Origin of the sequence: Streptomyces sp. NBC_01707 (genome assembly GCF_041438805.1) — a bacterium.
Classification (GTDB): Bacteria; Actinomycetota; Actinomycetes; order Streptomycetales; family Streptomycetaceae; genus Streptomyces.
The window spans coordinates 2946825-2963119 of sequence record NZ_CP109190.1 but is presented as its reverse complement, the minus strand read 5'-3'; the positions used below and the strand labels follow the sequence as shown (position 1 = coordinate 2963119).

At 70.6% G+C, this 16295-nt stretch carries 18 protein-coding genes; 12 read left to right on the top strand and 6 right to left on the bottom strand.

What is annotated here, in order from left to right; genetic code table 11:
* Window positions 1-13: 13 nt before the first annotated feature.
* Window positions 14-790: a VOC family protein gene (locus OG963_RS13210; RefSeq protein WP_176902314.1), complete on the bottom strand. Its 777-nt coding sequence runs from the start codon at window positions 788-790 to the stop codon at window positions 14-16.
* A gap of 231 nt (window positions 791-1021) precedes the next feature.
* Here OG963_RS13210 and OG963_RS13205 point away from each other — a divergent pair, with 231 nt between their 5' ends.
* On the top strand, window positions 1022-1849 hold the full coding sequence (locus OG963_RS13205; RefSeq protein WP_371798934.1) for a sulfurtransferase: 828 nt from the start codon (window positions 1022-1024) through the stop codon (window positions 1847-1849).
* Between the two features lie 112 nt (window positions 1850-1961).
* Here OG963_RS13205 and sepH read toward each other — a convergent pair whose 3' ends face one another.
* Window positions 1962-3026: a septation protein SepH gene (gene sepH / locus OG963_RS13200; RefSeq protein ID WP_093777263.1), complete on the bottom strand. Its 1065-nt coding sequence runs from the start codon at window positions 3024-3026 to the stop codon at window positions 1962-1964.
* A gap of 496 nt (window positions 3027-3522) precedes the next feature.
* On the opposite strand from sepH, the gene OG963_RS13195 reads away from it, so the two are divergent.
* Complete coding sequence (locus OG963_RS13195) at window positions 3523-4476, top strand: hypothetical protein (RefSeq protein ID WP_093930899.1); 954 nt, start codon at window positions 3523-3525, stop codon at window positions 4474-4476.
* 16 nt (window positions 4477-4492) lie between these two features.
* Here OG963_RS13195 and OG963_RS13190 read toward each other — a convergent pair whose 3' ends face one another.
* Entirely contained in the window at window positions 4493-5815 is a 1323-nt protein-coding gene (locus OG963_RS13190) for a D-arabinono-1,4-lactone oxidase (protein WP_093777259.1), read from the bottom strand.
* The gene (locus OG963_RS13185; RefSeq protein ID WP_093777257.1) at window positions 5772-7019 is read right to left on the bottom strand and encodes an MFS transporter; all 1248 of its coding nucleotides are present in this window, start codon (window positions 7017-7019) and stop codon (window positions 5772-5774) included. Before OG963_RS13185 ends, OG963_RS13190 begins: the two co-directional genes overlap by 44 nt.
* A gap of 164 nt (window positions 7020-7183) precedes the next feature.
* Between OG963_RS13185 and OG963_RS13180 the strand changes: the two genes are divergently transcribed.
* Together OG963_RS13180 and OG963_RS13175 are read left to right on the top strand one after the other, a co-directional pair.
* A complete protein-coding gene (locus OG963_RS13180; RefSeq protein ID WP_030927245.1) occupies window positions 7184-8311 on the top strand; it encodes a ferrochelatase in 1128 nt (375 codons plus the stop codon).
* 33 nt (window positions 8312-8344) lie between these two features.
* Complete coding sequence (locus OG963_RS13175) at window positions 8345-9163, top strand: inositol monophosphatase family protein (RefSeq protein WP_093777255.1); 819 nt, start codon at window positions 8345-8347, stop codon at window positions 9161-9163.
* A gap of 101 nt (window positions 9164-9264) precedes the next feature.
* Here OG963_RS13175 and OG963_RS13170 read toward each other — a convergent pair whose 3' ends face one another.
* Complete coding sequence (locus tag OG963_RS13170) at window positions 9265-9438, bottom strand: hypothetical protein (RefSeq protein ID WP_176902313.1); 174 nt, start codon at window positions 9436-9438, stop codon at window positions 9265-9267.
* Between the two features lie 358 nt (window positions 9439-9796).
* On the opposite strand from OG963_RS13170, the gene OG963_RS13165 reads away from it, so the two are divergent.
* The 4 genes from OG963_RS13165 (at window position 9797) to OG963_RS13150 (ending at window position 13403) form a co-directional block, all read left to right on the top strand.
* On the top strand, window positions 9797-10450 hold the full coding sequence (locus OG963_RS13165) for a response regulator transcription factor (RefSeq protein WP_030927249.1): 654 nt from the start codon (window positions 9797-9799) through the stop codon (window positions 10448-10450).
* A gap of 6 nt (window positions 10451-10456) precedes the next feature.
* Complete coding sequence (locus tag OG963_RS13160; RefSeq protein ID WP_030927251.1) at window positions 10457-11692, top strand: HAMP domain-containing sensor histidine kinase; 1236 nt, start codon at window positions 10457-10459, stop codon at window positions 11690-11692.
* A 406-nt stretch (window positions 11693-12098) separates the two neighbouring features.
* On the top strand, window positions 12099-12395 hold the full coding sequence (locus OG963_RS13155; RefSeq protein ID WP_003965732.1) for a DUF4193 domain-containing protein: 297 nt from the start codon (window positions 12099-12101) through the stop codon (window positions 12393-12395).
* A gap of 12 nt (window positions 12396-12407) precedes the next feature.
* The gene (locus tag OG963_RS13150; RefSeq protein ID WP_093777252.1) at window positions 12408-13403 is read left to right on the top strand and encodes a hypothetical protein; all 996 of its coding nucleotides are present in this window, start codon (window positions 12408-12410) and stop codon (window positions 13401-13403) included.
* Between the two features lie 42 nt (window positions 13404-13445).
* Here OG963_RS13150 and OG963_RS13145 read toward each other — a convergent pair whose 3' ends face one another.
* Entirely contained in the window at window positions 13446-13901 is a 456-nt protein-coding gene (locus OG963_RS13145; RefSeq protein ID WP_093777250.1) for a DUF3093 domain-containing protein, read from the bottom strand.
* Between the two features lie 58 nt (window positions 13902-13959).
* On the opposite strand from OG963_RS13145, the gene OG963_RS13140 reads away from it, so the two are divergent.
* The 4 genes from OG963_RS13140 to kdpF all read left to right on the top strand — a co-directional run bounded on the left by OG963_RS13140 (window position 13960) and on the right by kdpF (window position 16288).
* Window positions 13960-14544, top strand: a complete 585-nt coding sequence (locus OG963_RS13140) for a PaaI family thioesterase (RefSeq protein ID WP_030927257.1) — start codon at window positions 13960-13962, stop codon at window positions 14542-14544.
* The gene (gene dut, locus OG963_RS13135) at window positions 14544-15080 is read left to right on the top strand and encodes a dUTP diphosphatase (protein ID WP_093777248.1); all 537 of its coding nucleotides are present in this window, start codon (window positions 14544-14546) and stop codon (window positions 15078-15080) included. Before OG963_RS13140 ends, dut begins: the two co-directional genes overlap by 1 nt.
* Before the next feature lies 1 nt (window position 15081).
* Window positions 15082-15855 (top strand): DUF3710 domain-containing protein, encoded by a 774-nt coding sequence (locus tag OG963_RS13130; RefSeq protein WP_319327123.1) that lies wholly within the window; start codon window positions 15082-15084, stop codon window positions 15853-15855.
* A 343-nt stretch (window positions 15856-16198) separates the two neighbouring features.
* Entirely contained in the window at window positions 16199-16288 is a 90-nt protein-coding gene (gene kdpF / locus OG963_RS13125) for a K(+)-transporting ATPase subunit F (protein ID WP_037823947.1), read from the top strand.
* The last annotated feature ends 7 nt before the right edge of the window (window positions 16289-16295 follow it).

The following is a 16295-nucleotide window of genomic DNA, read 5'->3' as shown; positions in this document are numbered from 1 at the left end:
CGGCAGTGCGGAATCAGCGATCCGCCGACCGTACGATCGTGAAGACCGCGCCCTCCGGGTCCGCGACCGTCGCCACGCGCCCGCTCGATCCCTCCCGCGGCGGCTGCAGCACATGCCCGCCGAGGTCCACCACCCGCGCGGCGGCCTCGTCGGTGTCGGCGACCTCGAAGTACGTCATCCAGTGCGGGCCCCGGTCGCGGGGCAGCGCGCGGCCGACCCCGTGCAGCGAGGCCACCGGGCGGCCGTGCAGATGCAGCGTCTGGTAGTCGAAGTCCGCCGAGACGACCGCTTCCGGCTCGAATCCGAAGACCGCCTGGTAGAACTTGGCGACCGTCGAGGTCTCGCTCGTCACCAGCTCGTTCCAGACCGGGGTTCCAGGAGCCCCCGCGAGTGCCGTACCGATGTGCGCCGCGGCTTGCCAGATCCCGAAAACGGCGCCGCTCGGGTCGGAGACGATGGCCATACGGCCCGCTTCGGCCGCGTCCAGCGGCCCGACGCCGACAGTCCCGCCGCAGGAGCGGATCGTCTCCGCCGTCACGTCGGCGTCGTCGGTGGCCAGGTAGGTCGTCCAGGCGACCGGCAGGTGCCGGTCGGGCGGCAGCTGTCCGATGCCCGCGACCTCCTTCCCGTCGATCAGCGCGCGGACGTAGGGGCCCAGCTGGTCCGGGCCGGGCACGAACTCCCAGCCGAACAGGTCGGCGTAGAACTCCTGTGTCGTACACAGACCGTGCACGATCAAGCTCACCCAGCAAGGTGTTCCGGGTGTGCGCCGGGCGGCAGCCTCGGTCATCGTCACTCTCTTCTCGGACCATCGTGGTGGCCGTACGGGGAACGGGGCCGACGCGCCGACCGGCGGTGCGAGAGGTGTGCGCCCCGTGCAGATGCTTGCATCACCCGGCGTGCGATACGTCCCGGCCGCGCCGCATTTTCCGGTATGTCGACAGAGGAAGCCCGGTTTATTGCGATGTGACCGCTTCGGTGCTGTTACGGGTTTGACGCCTCCTGCGCGAGGATGGCACCCATGAAGCCCATCATCTCCGCATCCGAATGCGTGAGCGAATCGGCGGGGCCGCGTCCGCCGGTGCTCCTGGACGTACGTTGGCAACTCGGCGGTCCGCACGGCCTCCCCGACTACGAGGCCGGGCACATCCCGGGCGCGGTCTTCGTCGATCTGGACGCGGAACTTGCCGGTCCTGCAGGCAGCGGCGGCCGTCATCCGCTGCCGGACCCGGAGGAATTCGGCGCAGCGATGCGCCGCGCAGGCGTCAGCCGGGGCACTCCCGTGGTGGTCTACGACGGCGGTCAGGGCTGGGCCGCCGCGCGCGCCTGGTGGTTGCTGCGCTGGACGGGGCACCCGGACGTCCGCGTACTGGACGGCGGTCTCGCCGCATGGGAGGGCGAGCTCTCCACCGAGACGCCCACCCCCGCCGAGGGCGACTTCAGGCCCGTGCCGGGGGCGCTGCCCCTGCTGGACGCCGACGGCGCCGCGGCAACGGCCCGCTCCGGCCTGCTGCTCGACGCCCGGGCCGCGGAGCGCTACCGAGGCGATGTGGAGCCGATCGACCGGGTCGGTGGTCATATCCCGGGCGCGATCTCGGCCCCGACCTCCGAGAACGCCGGCGCCGACGGGCGGTTCCTGCCGGCAGAGGTGCTGACCGCCCGATTCAAGGAGCTCGGCACGGACGGCGCGCCGGAGGTCGGTGTCTACTGCGGCTCCGGCGTCTCCGGCGCGCACGAGGTGCTGGCCCTGGCCGTCGCCGGGATTCCCGCTGCACTGTATGCGGGTTCCTGGTCCGAGTGGTCCGCCGACGAGTCCCGGCCGGTCGCCAAGGGTCCCGATCCGCAGTAGCGGCGTCGGCGCCCCTTGTAACCGGAACTGCGGCATTGGGTTCCGGTCGGATGGAGCACGAGGGCCCGTACGCAGCGGCGTACGGGCCCTCGTCATGCCACGGTCACCCCGGTCAGTCCTGCTTCTTGCGGCGGGTGCCGAAGACGATCTCGTCCCAGCTCGGCACCGCGGCCCGGCGGCCCGGACGGACGCCGTCCGCCTCTGCCTGGCGGTCCGTCGTGCCGGTCAGCCGGTCGCGGTGGCCGGCCACCGCTCGCGGCATCAGCACATCCGCATAGGCGGAACCGGCCCCTGCGGAAGCCGCCGCAGCCGGCGGCTCGTCGACCTCCGGCTCCTGTGCGGCAGGAGTGGTCGTCGGTGGCTCGGGCGGCGTGGGCCGCTCCGGCACCACCATGTCGCCACGGAAGCTCGGCACCGCCTCCAGCAGGCTGGTCAGCGAGTCGCGCTCACTGGCCGAGGCGCTGACGACGTGGTCGTCCGGCTCGGGCGGGGGTGGCGGAGCGGGCCGTTCCATCTGACGGTCGAGGGCACGGTCCAGCGGCCGGTCACGCGGCAGCCGCGCGATCCGCGGGACGAACGGGAAGCTCGGCTCCGGCGCGGCGACGTCGTCCGTCTCGCCGATCAGCGAACGCGCCTCGTCGTCCACGGCCTGCACCAGCCGGCGCGGCGGGTCGTACGTCCAGCTCGCCGAGTGCGGCTCGCCTGCGACCCGGTACACGAGCAGGACCTCCCAGGTGCCGTCGTCACGACGCCACGAGTCCCACTGGACGGTTTCCTTGTCGGCACCGCGCAGCAGGAGTCGCTCCTGCACCGCCTCGCCGAGCTGGGGGCCGGTGTTCTCGCCGGGACGGCGCACGGGAGTCTTCCGGGCCCGCTCCGCCATGAAGGCACGCTCGGCGAGCACGGGGCCCTCGAAGCGGCGGACACGGTCGACCGGAATTCCGGCGAGCTGAGCAACCTCCTCCGCGGAGGCACCGGCTCGTATCCGGGCCTGGATGTCGCGGGGGCGGAGGTGGCTCTCCACCTCGATCTCGATCTGGCCGAGCCGCGCGCGGTCGTTGCGCACGGCGGCGCGCAGCCGCTCGTCGATCGGAAGCGTGTACTCCGTGCTGTCCGCAGCCTTGAGCACCAGTCGTGTGCCGTCGTTGGAGACGGCCACGACACGCAGTTCGGGCATGGGGACCTCCCGGGTGGTGCCTGCCGACGTCACGTGCGTCGCTGCTTCCGCTAGTCGAGTGTGGCCTGCCCGGGTGCAGCCTGCCACAACATTGCCGTGTTGCCCGGCGTGTCGAGCGTGAGCCCTTGATCGCCGGTATGACACGGTGACCTCTTGTGCGACGCTGAGTGACTGCCTGTCACCCTGCGTAGCAGGCCTCCGTGCGATGCCGTGGCGCCGCCGGATCGAGTGCCTCCTTCGGCCCCCTCCCGAAGATCCCGGACACCACGTGGGAGTCCGGCCCCAGGGCTCGCCACAGTACTCCATTCGGGCCATGTGGGTGGACCGGCGCGCCGCCGAAGTTCTCGTCAGGCACGGGAGTTCAGCTACCCACTTGGCCGCGATATGCCCATGATGCGTGTCCTGCTTCACAGAATCGCCTGAAGTGGAACCATTTACTTCGCCCAATTGTCCCTTCCTGTTGCATGGTGGGAGAGATGTCAATCAAGGGCTGGGAATGGTGCAGAAGCCGGAAACTGACATAGAACCCAAGGAAAGGCGTATAGATCTGAACGTGCCACAGGTGGCGGGGAGCGCCGTGGCAGCGGTCGCGGCAGCTGTGGCGGCCTCGCAACTGGGCGTGTACGGAACGATTCTCGGGGCCGGAGTGATGAGCGTCGTCGCCACCTGTGGCGGCTCCGTCTTCCAGCACTTCTTCCGCCGTACGGGTGAACAGATCCGTGAAGTCACGGTCTATACGCGGGAGACGCGGGACACCCGGGGGGCGCACGGGGCGGGTGGATCGGGGAGCGGGCGACGGTTGCCGGACGGATCCGTGGACGCCACGACGGTGCTCCGCACGGTGACGGTCGATCCGGGCCGTACGCAACTGCTGGAGCCGCTCGCCGGAGACGCGACCCGGCCGCTCGCGTCGTATCCGGCGTACCCGGACGAGGAGTTCACCGCGTCCACCACCCATGGCACCCGGATCCGCGGCTGGAAGCGGCCCGTGCTGGGCGCGGTGGCGGTCTTCGCGGTGTCGATGGCCGGCATCACCACGTACGAGCTGATCTCCGGCAACGATCTGAGCGGTGGTCAGGGAACGACCGTCGGCTCCGTCGTGCGCGGTGGGGCCCAGGGCCCGAGGCACGACGGCCCGGCGCCTTCGGTCGGCGGCGACCCGGGTCAGGGGCTGACGCCGGGTCAGGAAAGCGGCGGGACGCCGGGCACGGACCCGCAGGACGGGCAGAGCCGGAGCCCGGACGCGGGACAGGGGGACCGCCCCACGACCGAACCGACGCCCACCCCGACACCGTCGCGCCCGGGTGGCGACGAGACGGCACCGGCCGCCACGCCCACCCCGACGCCGAGCGGCGGCGACGGCAGCAGTGTCGCCCCGGACTCCACCGGCTCGGGCATCGCCCCGGGGCAGGAGGCCCCCGCCACGACCGGCACGGACTCCGGTCGGTGAGTGGCTGCCGTCGTGGTCAGTCGCCCAGGACCCGGCGCAGATAGTCGTTGCCGAACAGCCGGTCGGGGTCCAGCCGGTCGCGTACGGCGGTGAACTCGCCGAACCGCGGATACACGCCGGCCAGGTACTCGGCATCGCGGGTGTTGACCTTGCCCCAGTGCGGGCGGCCGCCATGGGCGGTCATGATCCGCTCGACCGCGGTGAAGTACGCCTGGTAGGGCGTGCCCCTGTAGAGATGGACGGCGATGTACGCGCTCTCCCGGCCCGAGGCCGTGGAGAGCGCGATGTCGTCGGCGGGGGCCGTGCGTACCTCCACCGGGAAGCTGATCCGCAGCGGGGAACGGTCGACCATCGCCTTCAGCTCGCGCAGCGCGTCGACGGCGGCCTCGCGCGGAAGGGCGTACTCCATCTCCACGAAGCGGACCCGGCGCGGGCTGGTGAAGACCTTGTACGGGATGTCGGTGTACGTACGGGCCGACAGGGCGCGGCTGGAGAGCTTGGCGATCGACGGGATGGCTGCGGGAACCGCCCGGCCGAGCGAACAGGCCACCTGGAAGATCCCGTTGGAGAGGAGCTCGTCCTCGATCCAGCCGCTGACCTTGCCGGGCGGAGCGGCGGGGCCCGCGCTGCGGTTGTTGCGCTTGGTGTTGCAGTTGCCGGTGTGCGGGAACCAGTAGAACTCGAAGTGTTCGTTCTCGGCTACCAGCTGATCGAAGTCGGTCGTGACCTGGTCGAAGGCCATCGGCTCCTCACGAGCCGTCAGCAGGAAGACCGGCTCCACGGCGAAGGTGATCGCCGTGATGACGCCCAGGGCGCCGAGCCCGATCCGGGCGACGGCGAAGATGTCGGCGTTCTCCTTCTCGGAGCAGGCCAGTACCGTGCCGTCCGCCGTGACCAGTTCCAGGGCGCGGATCTGGGCCGATATGGACGCCGAGTCGCGGCCGGTTCCATGGGTGCCGGTCGAGGTGGCCCCGGCGACCGTCTGTTCCATGATGTCGCCCATGTTGGTGAGCGACAGGCCCTCCCGGGCGAGCGCGGTGTTCAGCCGCTTCAGCGGGGTGCCTGCCTCGACGGTCACCGTCATCGCCTTGCGGTCGATCTCCCGGATGCCGGTGAGCAGGTCGGGGCGGATCAGGAGTCCGTCGGTGGCCGCGGTCGCGGTGAACGAGTGGCCGGTGCCGACCGGCTTCACCTTCAGACCGTCCTCGGAGGCACTTCGCAGTGTCTGCACCAGCTCGTCGACGGATGCGGGGGAGGCCGTCCGTGCCGGACGGGCGGTGACGTTGCCCGCCCAGTTACGCCACGCGCTCGTCGTCGTCCGTGCGTAGGTGTCGGTCATCTTCCCCGCGCCTCCCCGTAGGAACCGGCTCGGCCAGCCGGCGATACCCCAGGAACGCCACCGCGGCCGCGAGCGCTCCCGCCACGACGGGCACCGCGTACCCCGCCGCAGCCCCGGACGCGTCGACCACCCAGCCTGCGGCCGAGGAGCCGAGCGCCACACCGACGGCGAGCCCGGTACCGGTCCAGGTCATGCCCTCGGTCAGTTTGGCGCGTGGTACGTGCTGCTCGACGAGGGCCATGGTGGTCACCATCGTCGGTGCGATGGCGAGGCCCGCGACAAAGAGCGCCACGGCCAGAAACGGCAGGTTCCCGGCCAGTTGGAGGGGGATCATACTCACGGCCATCGCGCACACGCCCACCAGCCACCTGGTGGCCGGTTTTCCCTTGAGGCTCAGCAGCCCGAAGACGGCTCCGGCCAGACAGGACCCCAGTGCGTACACGGCCAGCACCAGGCTCGCCGCGGCCTTGTGGCCGTGTTCCTCGGCGAACGCCACCGTCACCACATCGACCGCCCCGAAGATCGCGCCGGTCGCCACGAAGGTGGCCACGAGCACCTGAAGACCGCGGGAGCGCAGCGCCGAGCCACTGCTGTGCTGCTCGCGCGGGTGCGGCACCGGCTCCGTGGCACGCTGGGCGGTCAGCCAGAAGACGCCGACGATCAGGAATCCGGCGGCCAGCAGCGGACCTGCCTCGGGGAACCAGGCGGTGGACAGGCCGATCGAGACGATCGGCCCGAAGATGAAGCACACCTCGTCGACGATCGACTCCCACGAGTACGCGGTGTGCAGCTGCTGCGGCGAACCGTGGTAGATCTCCGCCCAGCGGGCCCGGGTCATCGCACCCACGCTGGGGACGCAGCCGGCGCCCGCGGCGAAGACGAACAGCGTCCAGTCCGGCAGCCGCTGCTGTGCACAGATCAGAAGACCGGCCACCGCCGCGATCGCGACCAGGGTGACCGGACGCAGGACGCGCCGCTGCCCGTGCCGGTCGACGAGCCGGGACACCTGGGGACCGAGCACCGCGGCCGACATGGCCAGCGTCGCGGAGAGCGCGCCCGCGAGCCCGTATCGGCCGGTGATCTGGGACACCATGGTCACCACGCCGATGCCCATCATGGACAGCGGCATCCGGCCGAAGAAGCCGGCCGCCGAGAACCCCTTGGTGCCGGGGGCGGCGAATATCGCACGGTAGGGACTGGGCAAGCGGGGCTCCGGTACAGCGAGGTCATGCACGGGTGTAATGCGTGAAGGTGGCTGCTACAGCTTACGGGCGGCCAACTGCGCAGGAGACCGCGGCAGGTGCCCGACGGGCGCGCCGGTGGACGTCGGTCGACGCGCTGTCACAGGCGGGTGGCAGGATCGTTCCCATGTCCGATCTGTGCGCTCCCGCTCCCTACGACGCCCTGCTGCTGCTCTCCTTCGGCGGACCCGAGGGTCCGGACGACGTGGTCCCGTTCCTGGCGAACGTGACGCGCGGCCGCGGCATCCCCGAGGAGCGGCTCAAGGAGGTCGGCAAGCACTACTTCCTGTTCGGCGGCGTCAGCCCGATCAACGCGCAGAACAGGGCCCTGCTGGACGCCCTGCGCAAGGACTTCGCGGAACACGGACTCGATCTGCCGGTGTACTGGGGCAACCGGAACTGGGCCCCGTACCTCACCGACACCCTGCGCGAGATGGTCGCGGACGGGCACCGCCGTATCGCGGTCCTCGCCACCAGCGCCTACGCCTCGTACTCCGGATGCCGTCAGTACCGCGAGAACCTCGCCGAGTCGCTGGCCGCCCTGGAGGCCGAAGGGCTGCCGGTGCCACGCGTCGACAAGCTCCGGCACTACTTCAACCACCCCGGCTTCGTACGGCCCATGGTGGACGGCGTCCTGAAGTCGCTGGCCGATCTTCCCGAGGACGTCAGGGCCGGGGCCCACCTCGCCTTCACCACGCACTCCATCCCCACCTCCGCCGCGGACACCTCCGGCCCCGAGGAGACGCACGGCGACGGTGGCGCCTATGTGGCCGAGCATCTCGACGTCGCACAGCTGATCGTCGCCGCGGTCCGCGAGGAGACCGGCACCGACCACCCGTGGCGGCTCGTCTACCAGTCGCGCAGCGGTGCCCCGCACATCCCGTGGCTGGAGCCCGACATCTGCGACCACCTGGAGACGCTCCACGGGGAGGGCGTGCCCGCGGTCGTGATGGCCCCCATCGGCTTCGTCTCGGACCACATGGAAGTCCTGTACGACCTCGACACCGAGGCCACCGCGAAGGCCGCCGAGCTAGGCCTGCCGGTCCGCCGGTCCGCGACGGTCGGCGCCGACCCGCGGTTCGCCGCGGCCGTGCGCGAGCTGGTGCTGGAGCGCGCCGCCACCGAGCAGGGACGCCCGGTGGACCGGTGCGCGCTCGGGGCGCTCGGCCCGAGCCACGACCTCTGTCCCGTCGGCTGCTGCCCGGCGCGTGCCCTCAAGCCCGCCGCCGCGGGCGCCGACAGTCCCTACGCCTAGGAGCGCTGTACCGCTGTGACCCCTGTGTCCTCTGTGACCGACCCCGTCCTGTCCGAACTGCTCGGCCTCGCACGGGAGGCCGCCCGGCGCGCCGGTGCGCTGCTGCGCGACGGCCGCCCTGCCGATCTGGGTGTGGCCGCGACGAAGTCGAGCCCCATCGATGTCGTCACCGAGATGGACATCGCGGCCGAGAAGCTGATCACCGGCTTCCTCGCCGAGCACCGTCCCCAGGACGGCTTCCTCGGCGAGGAGGGCTCCAGCTCCGCGGGCAGCAGCGGCATCCGCTGGGTCATCGACCCGCTCGACGGCACGGTGAACTACCTCTACGGACTGCCGACATGGGCCGTCTCCATCGCCGCCGAGCGGGACGGCGAGCGGGTCGTGGGCGTGGTGGAGGCCCCGATGCGCGGCGAGACGTACTTCGCGGTCCTCGGCGGCGGTGCGTACGCAAACGGCGGGGCGTACGGGGAGGGTGCCGCGCTGCGCAGCCGTCCCGCACCGCCGCTCGATCAGGCGCTGGTCTCCACCGGCTTCAACTACGTCACCGACGTCCGCAGGCATCAGGCGGATGTTGTCCAGCATCTGATCCCGAAGCTGCGCGACATCCGGCGTGGCGGCTCGGCCGCCATCGATCTCTGCGACGTCGCCGCCGGCCGGCTGGACGGCTACTACGAGCGCGGCCTCCATCCCTGGGACCTCGCGGCCGGCGACCTGATCGCCCGGGAGGCGGGAGCCCGCACCGGCGGGCGGCCCGGGCTGACCGCCGACGGCGAGCTGACACTGGCCGCCTCGCCGGGAGTCTTCGAGCCGCTGCAGGCACTGCTGGAGGAGCTGGGCGCCTGGCACGACTGACGGCGCCGCCGACAAAGCCCCTGGTACGGGCTGTGGCGGACGTTCACGGACGGCACAGGGCCCCGGCGCCGCCAGCGGCGCCGGGGCCCTGTGCCGACGACTCAGACGGCCGTGGCGCCGACTTCGACGCCGTGCTCGGCGGCCAGGCGGTGCAGGTCGTCCAGTTCGCCCTGCTCGACGTCCGCGAGGAAGTCGTCGCCCGTCTCACGAGCACGCGTGAGGTCGGACTCAGTCGTCCTGATTCGTTGCAGCAGACCTGCGGTGAAAGCGTCCATGGTGCGCCCCCTCATCGTGGGTCGGTGGCACGGGGGTGTGCCCGGGTTTCCCTCCGCCGAGGGCGGTAGGGCGGGTGATCACGCACTCTCCGGGGGACGGAGCGGCCGTGGAGTGCCACATACATGGCGTGATCGCGGGTGTGAATTCGTCCTCCCCAGCCCCGGGCTCAGAGAAACCTCAACTGGCCCGGAAATCCGGTGAATTCCCGGAAGCCGCAGGTCGTGCCGCGCCGCCTTACCGCCGGTTTATACGCGTTGCGGGCAGGATGGTGCCGCACAGACAGTGCTGCTGAGCGGCCCGGATCACGGTCCGTGCGCTCGATCGGACGTTCTGAAGTTTCAAAGGAAGGACAGCGCCGTGCGCGTACTCGTCGTGGAGGACGAGCAGCTGCTCGCCGATGCGGTGGCCACCGGACTGCGCCGGGAGGCCATGGCCGTCGACGTCGTGTACGACGGTGCGGCCGCCCTGGAGCGCATCGAGGTCAACGACTACGACGTGGTGGTGCTGGACCGGGACCTCCCCCTGGTGCACGGCGACGACGTCTGCCGTCGCATCGTCGAGCTGGGCATGCCGACCCGGGTGCTCATGCTCACCGCATCCGGGGACGTCAGCGACCGTGTGGAGGGTCTGGAGCTCGGCGCCGACGACTATCTGCCCAAGCCGTTCGCCTTCAGCGAGCTGACCGCGCGGGTACGGGCCCTCGGGCGCCGTACGACGGTCGCGCTGCCGCCCGTCCTGGAGCGCGCCGGCATCAAGCTGGACCCCAACCGCCGCGAGGTCTTCCGCGACGAGCACGAGATCCAGCTCGCGCCGAAGGAGTTCGCCGTACTGGAGGTGCTCATGCGCAGCGAGGGAGCGGTCGTCTCGGCCGAGCAGCTGCTGGAGAAGGCCTGGGACGAGAACACCGACCCGTTCACCAACGTCGTTCGCGTGACGGTCATGACGCTGCGCCGCAAACTCGGAGAGCCGCCGGTGATCGTCACCGTGCCCGGCTCCGGCTACCGGATCTGACGGCCGATGTCCGCCGCCCCGGCGCCGCCCACGGCGCCCCCGAAGCCCACCTGGGACCCCAAACAGCTGGAGCCCCCGTACCCCTGGCTGCGCCCGACCATCCGGATACGGCTCACCCTCCTGTACGGCGGGATGTTCCTGATCGCCGGCATCCTGCTGCTGTCGATCATCTACATGCTGGCCGCCCAGGCCCTGCACGTGGGCAGCGAGCTGCCGTTCAAGATCGTGAGCGGCCAGGTGTCCAGCGACGTGTGCAACCTGTCCGGTGAGGGGTCGTCGCCGAGCGCTGTCAACGCAGCGATGAACTCGTGCGTCAACCATCAGCGGCAGCAGGCGCTCGACACGCTCCTGAACCGCTCGCTGCTGGCCCTCGTCGGCCTGAGCGTCATCGCCTTCGCCTTCGGCTACGCCATGGCGGGGCGGGTGCTCTCCCCGCTGGGCCGGATCACCAGGACCGCCCGCCAGGTCGCCGGTACGGACCTGTCCCGGCGCATCGAGCTGGACGGTCCGGACGACGAGCTCAAGGAGCTCGCCGACACCTTCGACGACATGCTCGACCGGCTGGAACGGGCCTTCACCGCCCAGCAGCGGTTCGTCGGGAACGCCTCGCACGAACTGCGCACTCCGCTCGCGATCAATCGCACGCTGCTGGAGGTCCATCTCTCCGACCCGCAGGCGCCGCCGGAGCTCCAGCAGCTCGGCAAGACCCTGCTGGCCACCAACGAGCGCAGCGAGCAGCTGGTCGAGGGCCTGCTGCTGCTCGCCCGGAGCGACAACCAGATCATCGAGCGCAAGCCGGTCGACCTGGCCGAGGTCGCCTCCCGGGCGCTCGACCAGACGCGCGGCGAGGCCGAGGAGAAGGGCGTGGAGTTCCGCGGGGAGATCGTGCCCGCCGTCGTCCAGGGCAACGGTGTGCTGCTGGAGCGGATCGCGCTGAACCTCGTGCAGAACGCCGTGCGCTACAACGTCCCGGAGGCGGGCTGGGTGGAGGTCACCACCGAGCTGCAGCCGGGTCAGGCGGTGCTGGTGGTCTCGAACACCGGCCCGGTGGTGCCGGCGTACGAGATCGACAACCTCTTCGAGCCCTTCAGACGGCTCCGTACGGAGCGAACGGGCAGCGACAAAGGGGTCGGGCTCGGCCTGTCGATCGCGCGATCCGTGGCGCGCGCTCACGGCGGCCGTATCATCGCGGAGCCCCGTGAGGGTGGTGGTCTCGTGATGCGCGTCACCCTGCCGGTCTGAGAGGCTGGTCCGAGCGATTCGCACACAGATCGCCCTGTTCGCTTTGAGCGGAATTTTCGGGACCCGTGCCCGGACGAGCCGTGTGTGATCGATCACAGGAGCGAATTTCGGACCATCCACGCTCCGTGATCAGGCCTCCCACCAAAAATCCGGCAAAAGTCGGGGTTTTCGGGGGTCGATATCACGGGAAGTACACGGGGTGGCGCCCGTGAAGCACGGCGTTCGGACCGTGTACGGTCCCCTTCGCCACCCAAGCCGATCGCTCTCGAGAGGTCCGCTCGGGTGTCGATTGAGTAACAGACCTTGATGTGAGGCAAAATCTCCGCCTCGGGTCGGGCACAAGTCCGGCCTCTCACGCGTTACGTGCGCTGAGACACCGCAGACACCCAGAGGGGGAGTGCGACAAATGGCAACGGATTACGACACCCCACGCAAGACCGACGACGACGTCGACCAGGACAGCCTTGAAGAGCTCAAGGCGCGCCGGAGCGACAAGACGGCGTCCGCCGTCGACGTCGACGAGTTCGACGCGGCCGAGGGACTGGAGCTGCCCGGCGCAGACCTGTCCAACGAAGAGCTCGCTGTAAGGGTTCTGCCCAAGCAGGCCGATGAGTTCACGTGCATGAGCTGCTTCCTCGTGCACCACCGGAGTCAGCTGGCTCGCGAGAAGAACGGCCAGCCGATCTGCCGCGACTGCGACTAGGTTCGGTCGGCCGTGGCAGGCGACACACCGTTCCGGAAGCGGCGCTTGTGGCGTAAGAGGTCGTCGGAGGCGTATCAGGGCGGTACAGGCCCGGTGGAAGGCGTAGCAGCGCCTGCCGAGCGGTCCGCCCTGCCACCCTCTCCGGGCGAGTCTGACGACGAGCGGGGCCGCTGGGCCTCGCTCGAAGCAGTGGAAGCCGCCATCGCGGCAGAGGTGGCACGAGCGGGACGAGTAGCAGCACCAGCAGTCGACGCGGCCGATGGGGCCGAGCAGCAGGTCGACAGGACGGAGCCCGTGACCGGGGCAGGCCGTCTGCAATCAGTGAAACGGGGCGTCCGCAAGGGCGGGGAGAGCACCAGGGCGGCGATCGGTCATATCGCCGACCGGATCATCGAAACGGCTCCCCGCGTCCCTGTGCGAGACCTTGCCACCCTGCGCAGGCAGTTCCCGGGACTCGGTCCCGAGGAGCTCGCCGACAAACTCGTCGCAGGCGCGAGCAAGGGCACGGCGACCGTCGGCGCCGGTATCGGCGCGGCGGCCATGATGCCCGTACCGCCGGCCATGCTCGCCGAGCTGGCCGCGGAGATCACCGGCGTGGCCGCGATCGAGATGAAGCTCGTGGCCGAACTGCACGAGGTCTACGGTCAGCGTCCGCCGGGCGGCCTCACCCAGCGCAGCACCGCGTACCTCACCTCCTGGACGGAGGAGCGCGGCATCGACGCCCGACACCCCACGACGATCAATGCGGCGCTGGGCGGCCAGATGAAGCGGGAGCTGCGCCAGCAGATCATGAAGCGCATGGCGCGCGATCTGCCGAACCTGATTCCGTTCATGGTCGGCGCCGCCGTCGGCGCGATGATGAACCGCCGCGACACGAAGAAGCTCGCCGAGAAGATCAGGACGGACCTGCGCAAGGGCCAGGTCCCCTGGGACCGGCTCCCGGAGCAGCCGCCGCTGGAGCGGCCCCGGAAGCTGCACAAGGACCTCCCGAAGGAGATCGAGGGCTGACCCCTCCCGCGCCGCCCCGGCGGCCGCCGCCGGCCGCGCGTCCTACGCCCGTACCGCCGTGAGCGCCGCCACCAGGGCCTGCGGCTCCCGGGTGGACAGATAGACGTACGGGGTCGGGTCCTGCGGGTCCGTGACCTCCACCCGCACCGCCGTGGGGATGTAGCTGCGCAGCAGCATGAACGCCCGGGTGTCCGCCTTGTACGAGCGCCACGCGCGCGCCTCCTCGGCGTCCAGCGCCTCGGCCGCGCCGAGGGCCGAAACCGGGATCCGGGCGTCGCCCGCGACCAGGGCGCCCGCCACCACCCGGATCCGGGCGGAGCCGTACGAGCTGACCGCGAGCGAGGCCAGGGCCGTGCCGCCGACCAGGCCGGCCAGCAGCGGCAGGGTGCCGAGCGGCAGCAGCATCAGGGCGCAGGCGACGCCGATCAGGAAGGCGATGAGCCACCACGAACGGGGCGCGGTCAGACGTTCGTCGAAAGGCGGGGTGGAAGGCTGCATGAACCCAAGCTTGGCACGGCGCGACCTGCGGGTACCCGCGCGGGTAAGGTCTGCGCCTGTGAGTGGAACATCTGCGGCTCTGAAGCCACCGGCCGGCGCGGTGAAACCGGTCCGGCACCCCGACGCCCCGGCCCCCGGCGAGCTCCTCGGTTCGCACTACGAACACTGTTTCGGTTGTGGCGGGGGGCAGGCCCACGGTCTGCATCTCCAGGCGCGGGCCGGCGAGGGTGTGAGTGTCACCGCCGAGTTCACCGTGAAGCCCGCCCACCAGGGTGCTCCGGGGCTGGCGCACGGCGGCGTACTGGCCACCGCGCTGGACGAGACGCTCGGCTCGCTGAACTGGCTGTTGCGGGTGATCGCGGTGACCGGACGGCTGGAGACCGACTTCGTGCGTCCGGTGCCGGTGGGCACCGTGCTGCACCTGGACGCCGAGATCACCGCCGTGCACGGCCGGAAGATCTACTCCTGTGCGACCGGCCGGATCGGCGGCCCGGACGGGCCCGTCGCGGTCCGCGCCGAGGCCCTCTTCATCGAGGTCAAGGTCGACCACTTCATCGAGAACGGCCGCCCGGCCGAGATCCAGGCCGCGATGGCCGACCCGGACCAGTCCAAGCGTGTCCGCGCCTTCGAGGTGAACCCGTGATGCGCCATCCCGTCGACGTACTTATTCGCCGGGTCGATCCGGAGGTGCCGATTCCGGCATATGGGCACCCGGGCGACGCGGGGGCCGACCTGGTGACCACCGAGGCCGCCGAACTCGCCCCCGGGGAACGGGCGGTGCTGCCCACCGGCGTGTCGATCGCCCTGCCCGACGGGTACGCCGCCTTCGTGCACCCACGGTCCGGCCTCGCAGCACGCTGCGGAGTCGCGCTCGTGAATGCCCCGGGGACGGTTGATGCCGGGTACCGTGGAGAGATCAAGGTGATCGTCATCAATCTCGACCCGCGCGAGACCGTACGGTTCGAGCGGTTCGACCGGGTTGCCCAACTGGTCGTCCAGCAGGTCGAGAAGGTGCGCTTCCACGAGGTGTCGGAGCTGCCCGGCTCGGCCCGGGGCGAGGGTGGTTTCGGATCCACCGGTGGGCATGCCACCGGCGATGATGTTGATGGCGTCAGGGGCGGGATCACCCAGGGCGGGAACAGCTACGCTTCGGTCGTACCCGACCGGGAAGGACAGTGACGTGTTCGGACGTCGCAAGAAGAGTGGTTCCGCCGAGGATGTGGCGGACGAAGCGCGCGAGGCCGAGCAGGTCGTCGACGAGCACGATGGCACCGACGCCGCCGAGAACGGTGCGCGCCGGGTGAATCTCCCGCCGGCGCCGCGCCCGGACGGACCGTGGGACATCGACGAGGTCTCCCAGCCCGGCGAGGGCCGGGTCGACCTGGGCGGCATCTTTGTCCCCGGGGTCGAAGGCATGGAGCTGCGCGTCGAGGTCGCCGGAGACGCGATCGTCGCCGCCACCGTCGTGCTGCGCGACAGCGCGATCCAGCTGCAGGCCTTCGCCGCCCCCAAGAAGGAGGGCATCTGGGGCGAGGTCCGCGAGGAGATCGCCACCGGCATCACCAAGCAGGGCGGGATCATCGACGAGCTCGAAGGTCCGCTGGGCTGGGAGCTGCGGGCGCAGGTCCCCGTACAGCTTCCGGACGGGACGAACGGCGTGCAGCTGGTGCGCTTCGTCGGCGTCGACGGGCCCCGCTGGTTCCTTCGCGGAGTGATCTCCGGTCAGGGTGCCGTGCAGCCGGAGGCCGCCGGACTGCTGGAAACGATCTTCCGGGACACCGTGGTCGTCCGTGGCGAGGGCCCGATGGCGCCGCGCGACCCGATCGTCCTCAAGCTCCCCAACGACGCCCAGATGGTGCCCGAGGGCGTGCAGCAGGAGGACCAGGAGGGCTCGAAGTTCTCCGGTGGCATGGGTCAGCTCCAGCGCGGGCCCGAGATCACCGAGGTGCGCTGAGCCGCCGACCGCGGCTCGAGACAGCTCAGGCCGGTGGGCCGTACTTCCCTTCGAGGGAGGTGCGGCCCACCGGCCTTCTGTGTGCCCGAGGTGCCCGCGCGGCGCGCGTACCGGCGCGTATATCGGGCGCGTATGAGGCACGTATGGGCGCCGTCAAGGGCGCACGCCTCTCCGTAAGAAAGGCATCAACGCAGGCCGCAAGGGCTTCGGACGAGGGTTTGCTCATGAGGTCCGAAAATCCGAACCTCATCTAGGAGCACACGGTGGCCGACATGGCCTTCGTCGTCACCACGATCGCGGTCTTCGCGCTGGTGGCTCTCGTTGCCAAGGGGGTGGCGAAGCTGTGACTGCCGAGAACGTTGTCGGTCTGATCGTGGCCGTCGCCCTGCTGGGCTATCTCGTCCTCGCCCTTCTCTACCCGGAGAGGTTCTGAGCCCGAT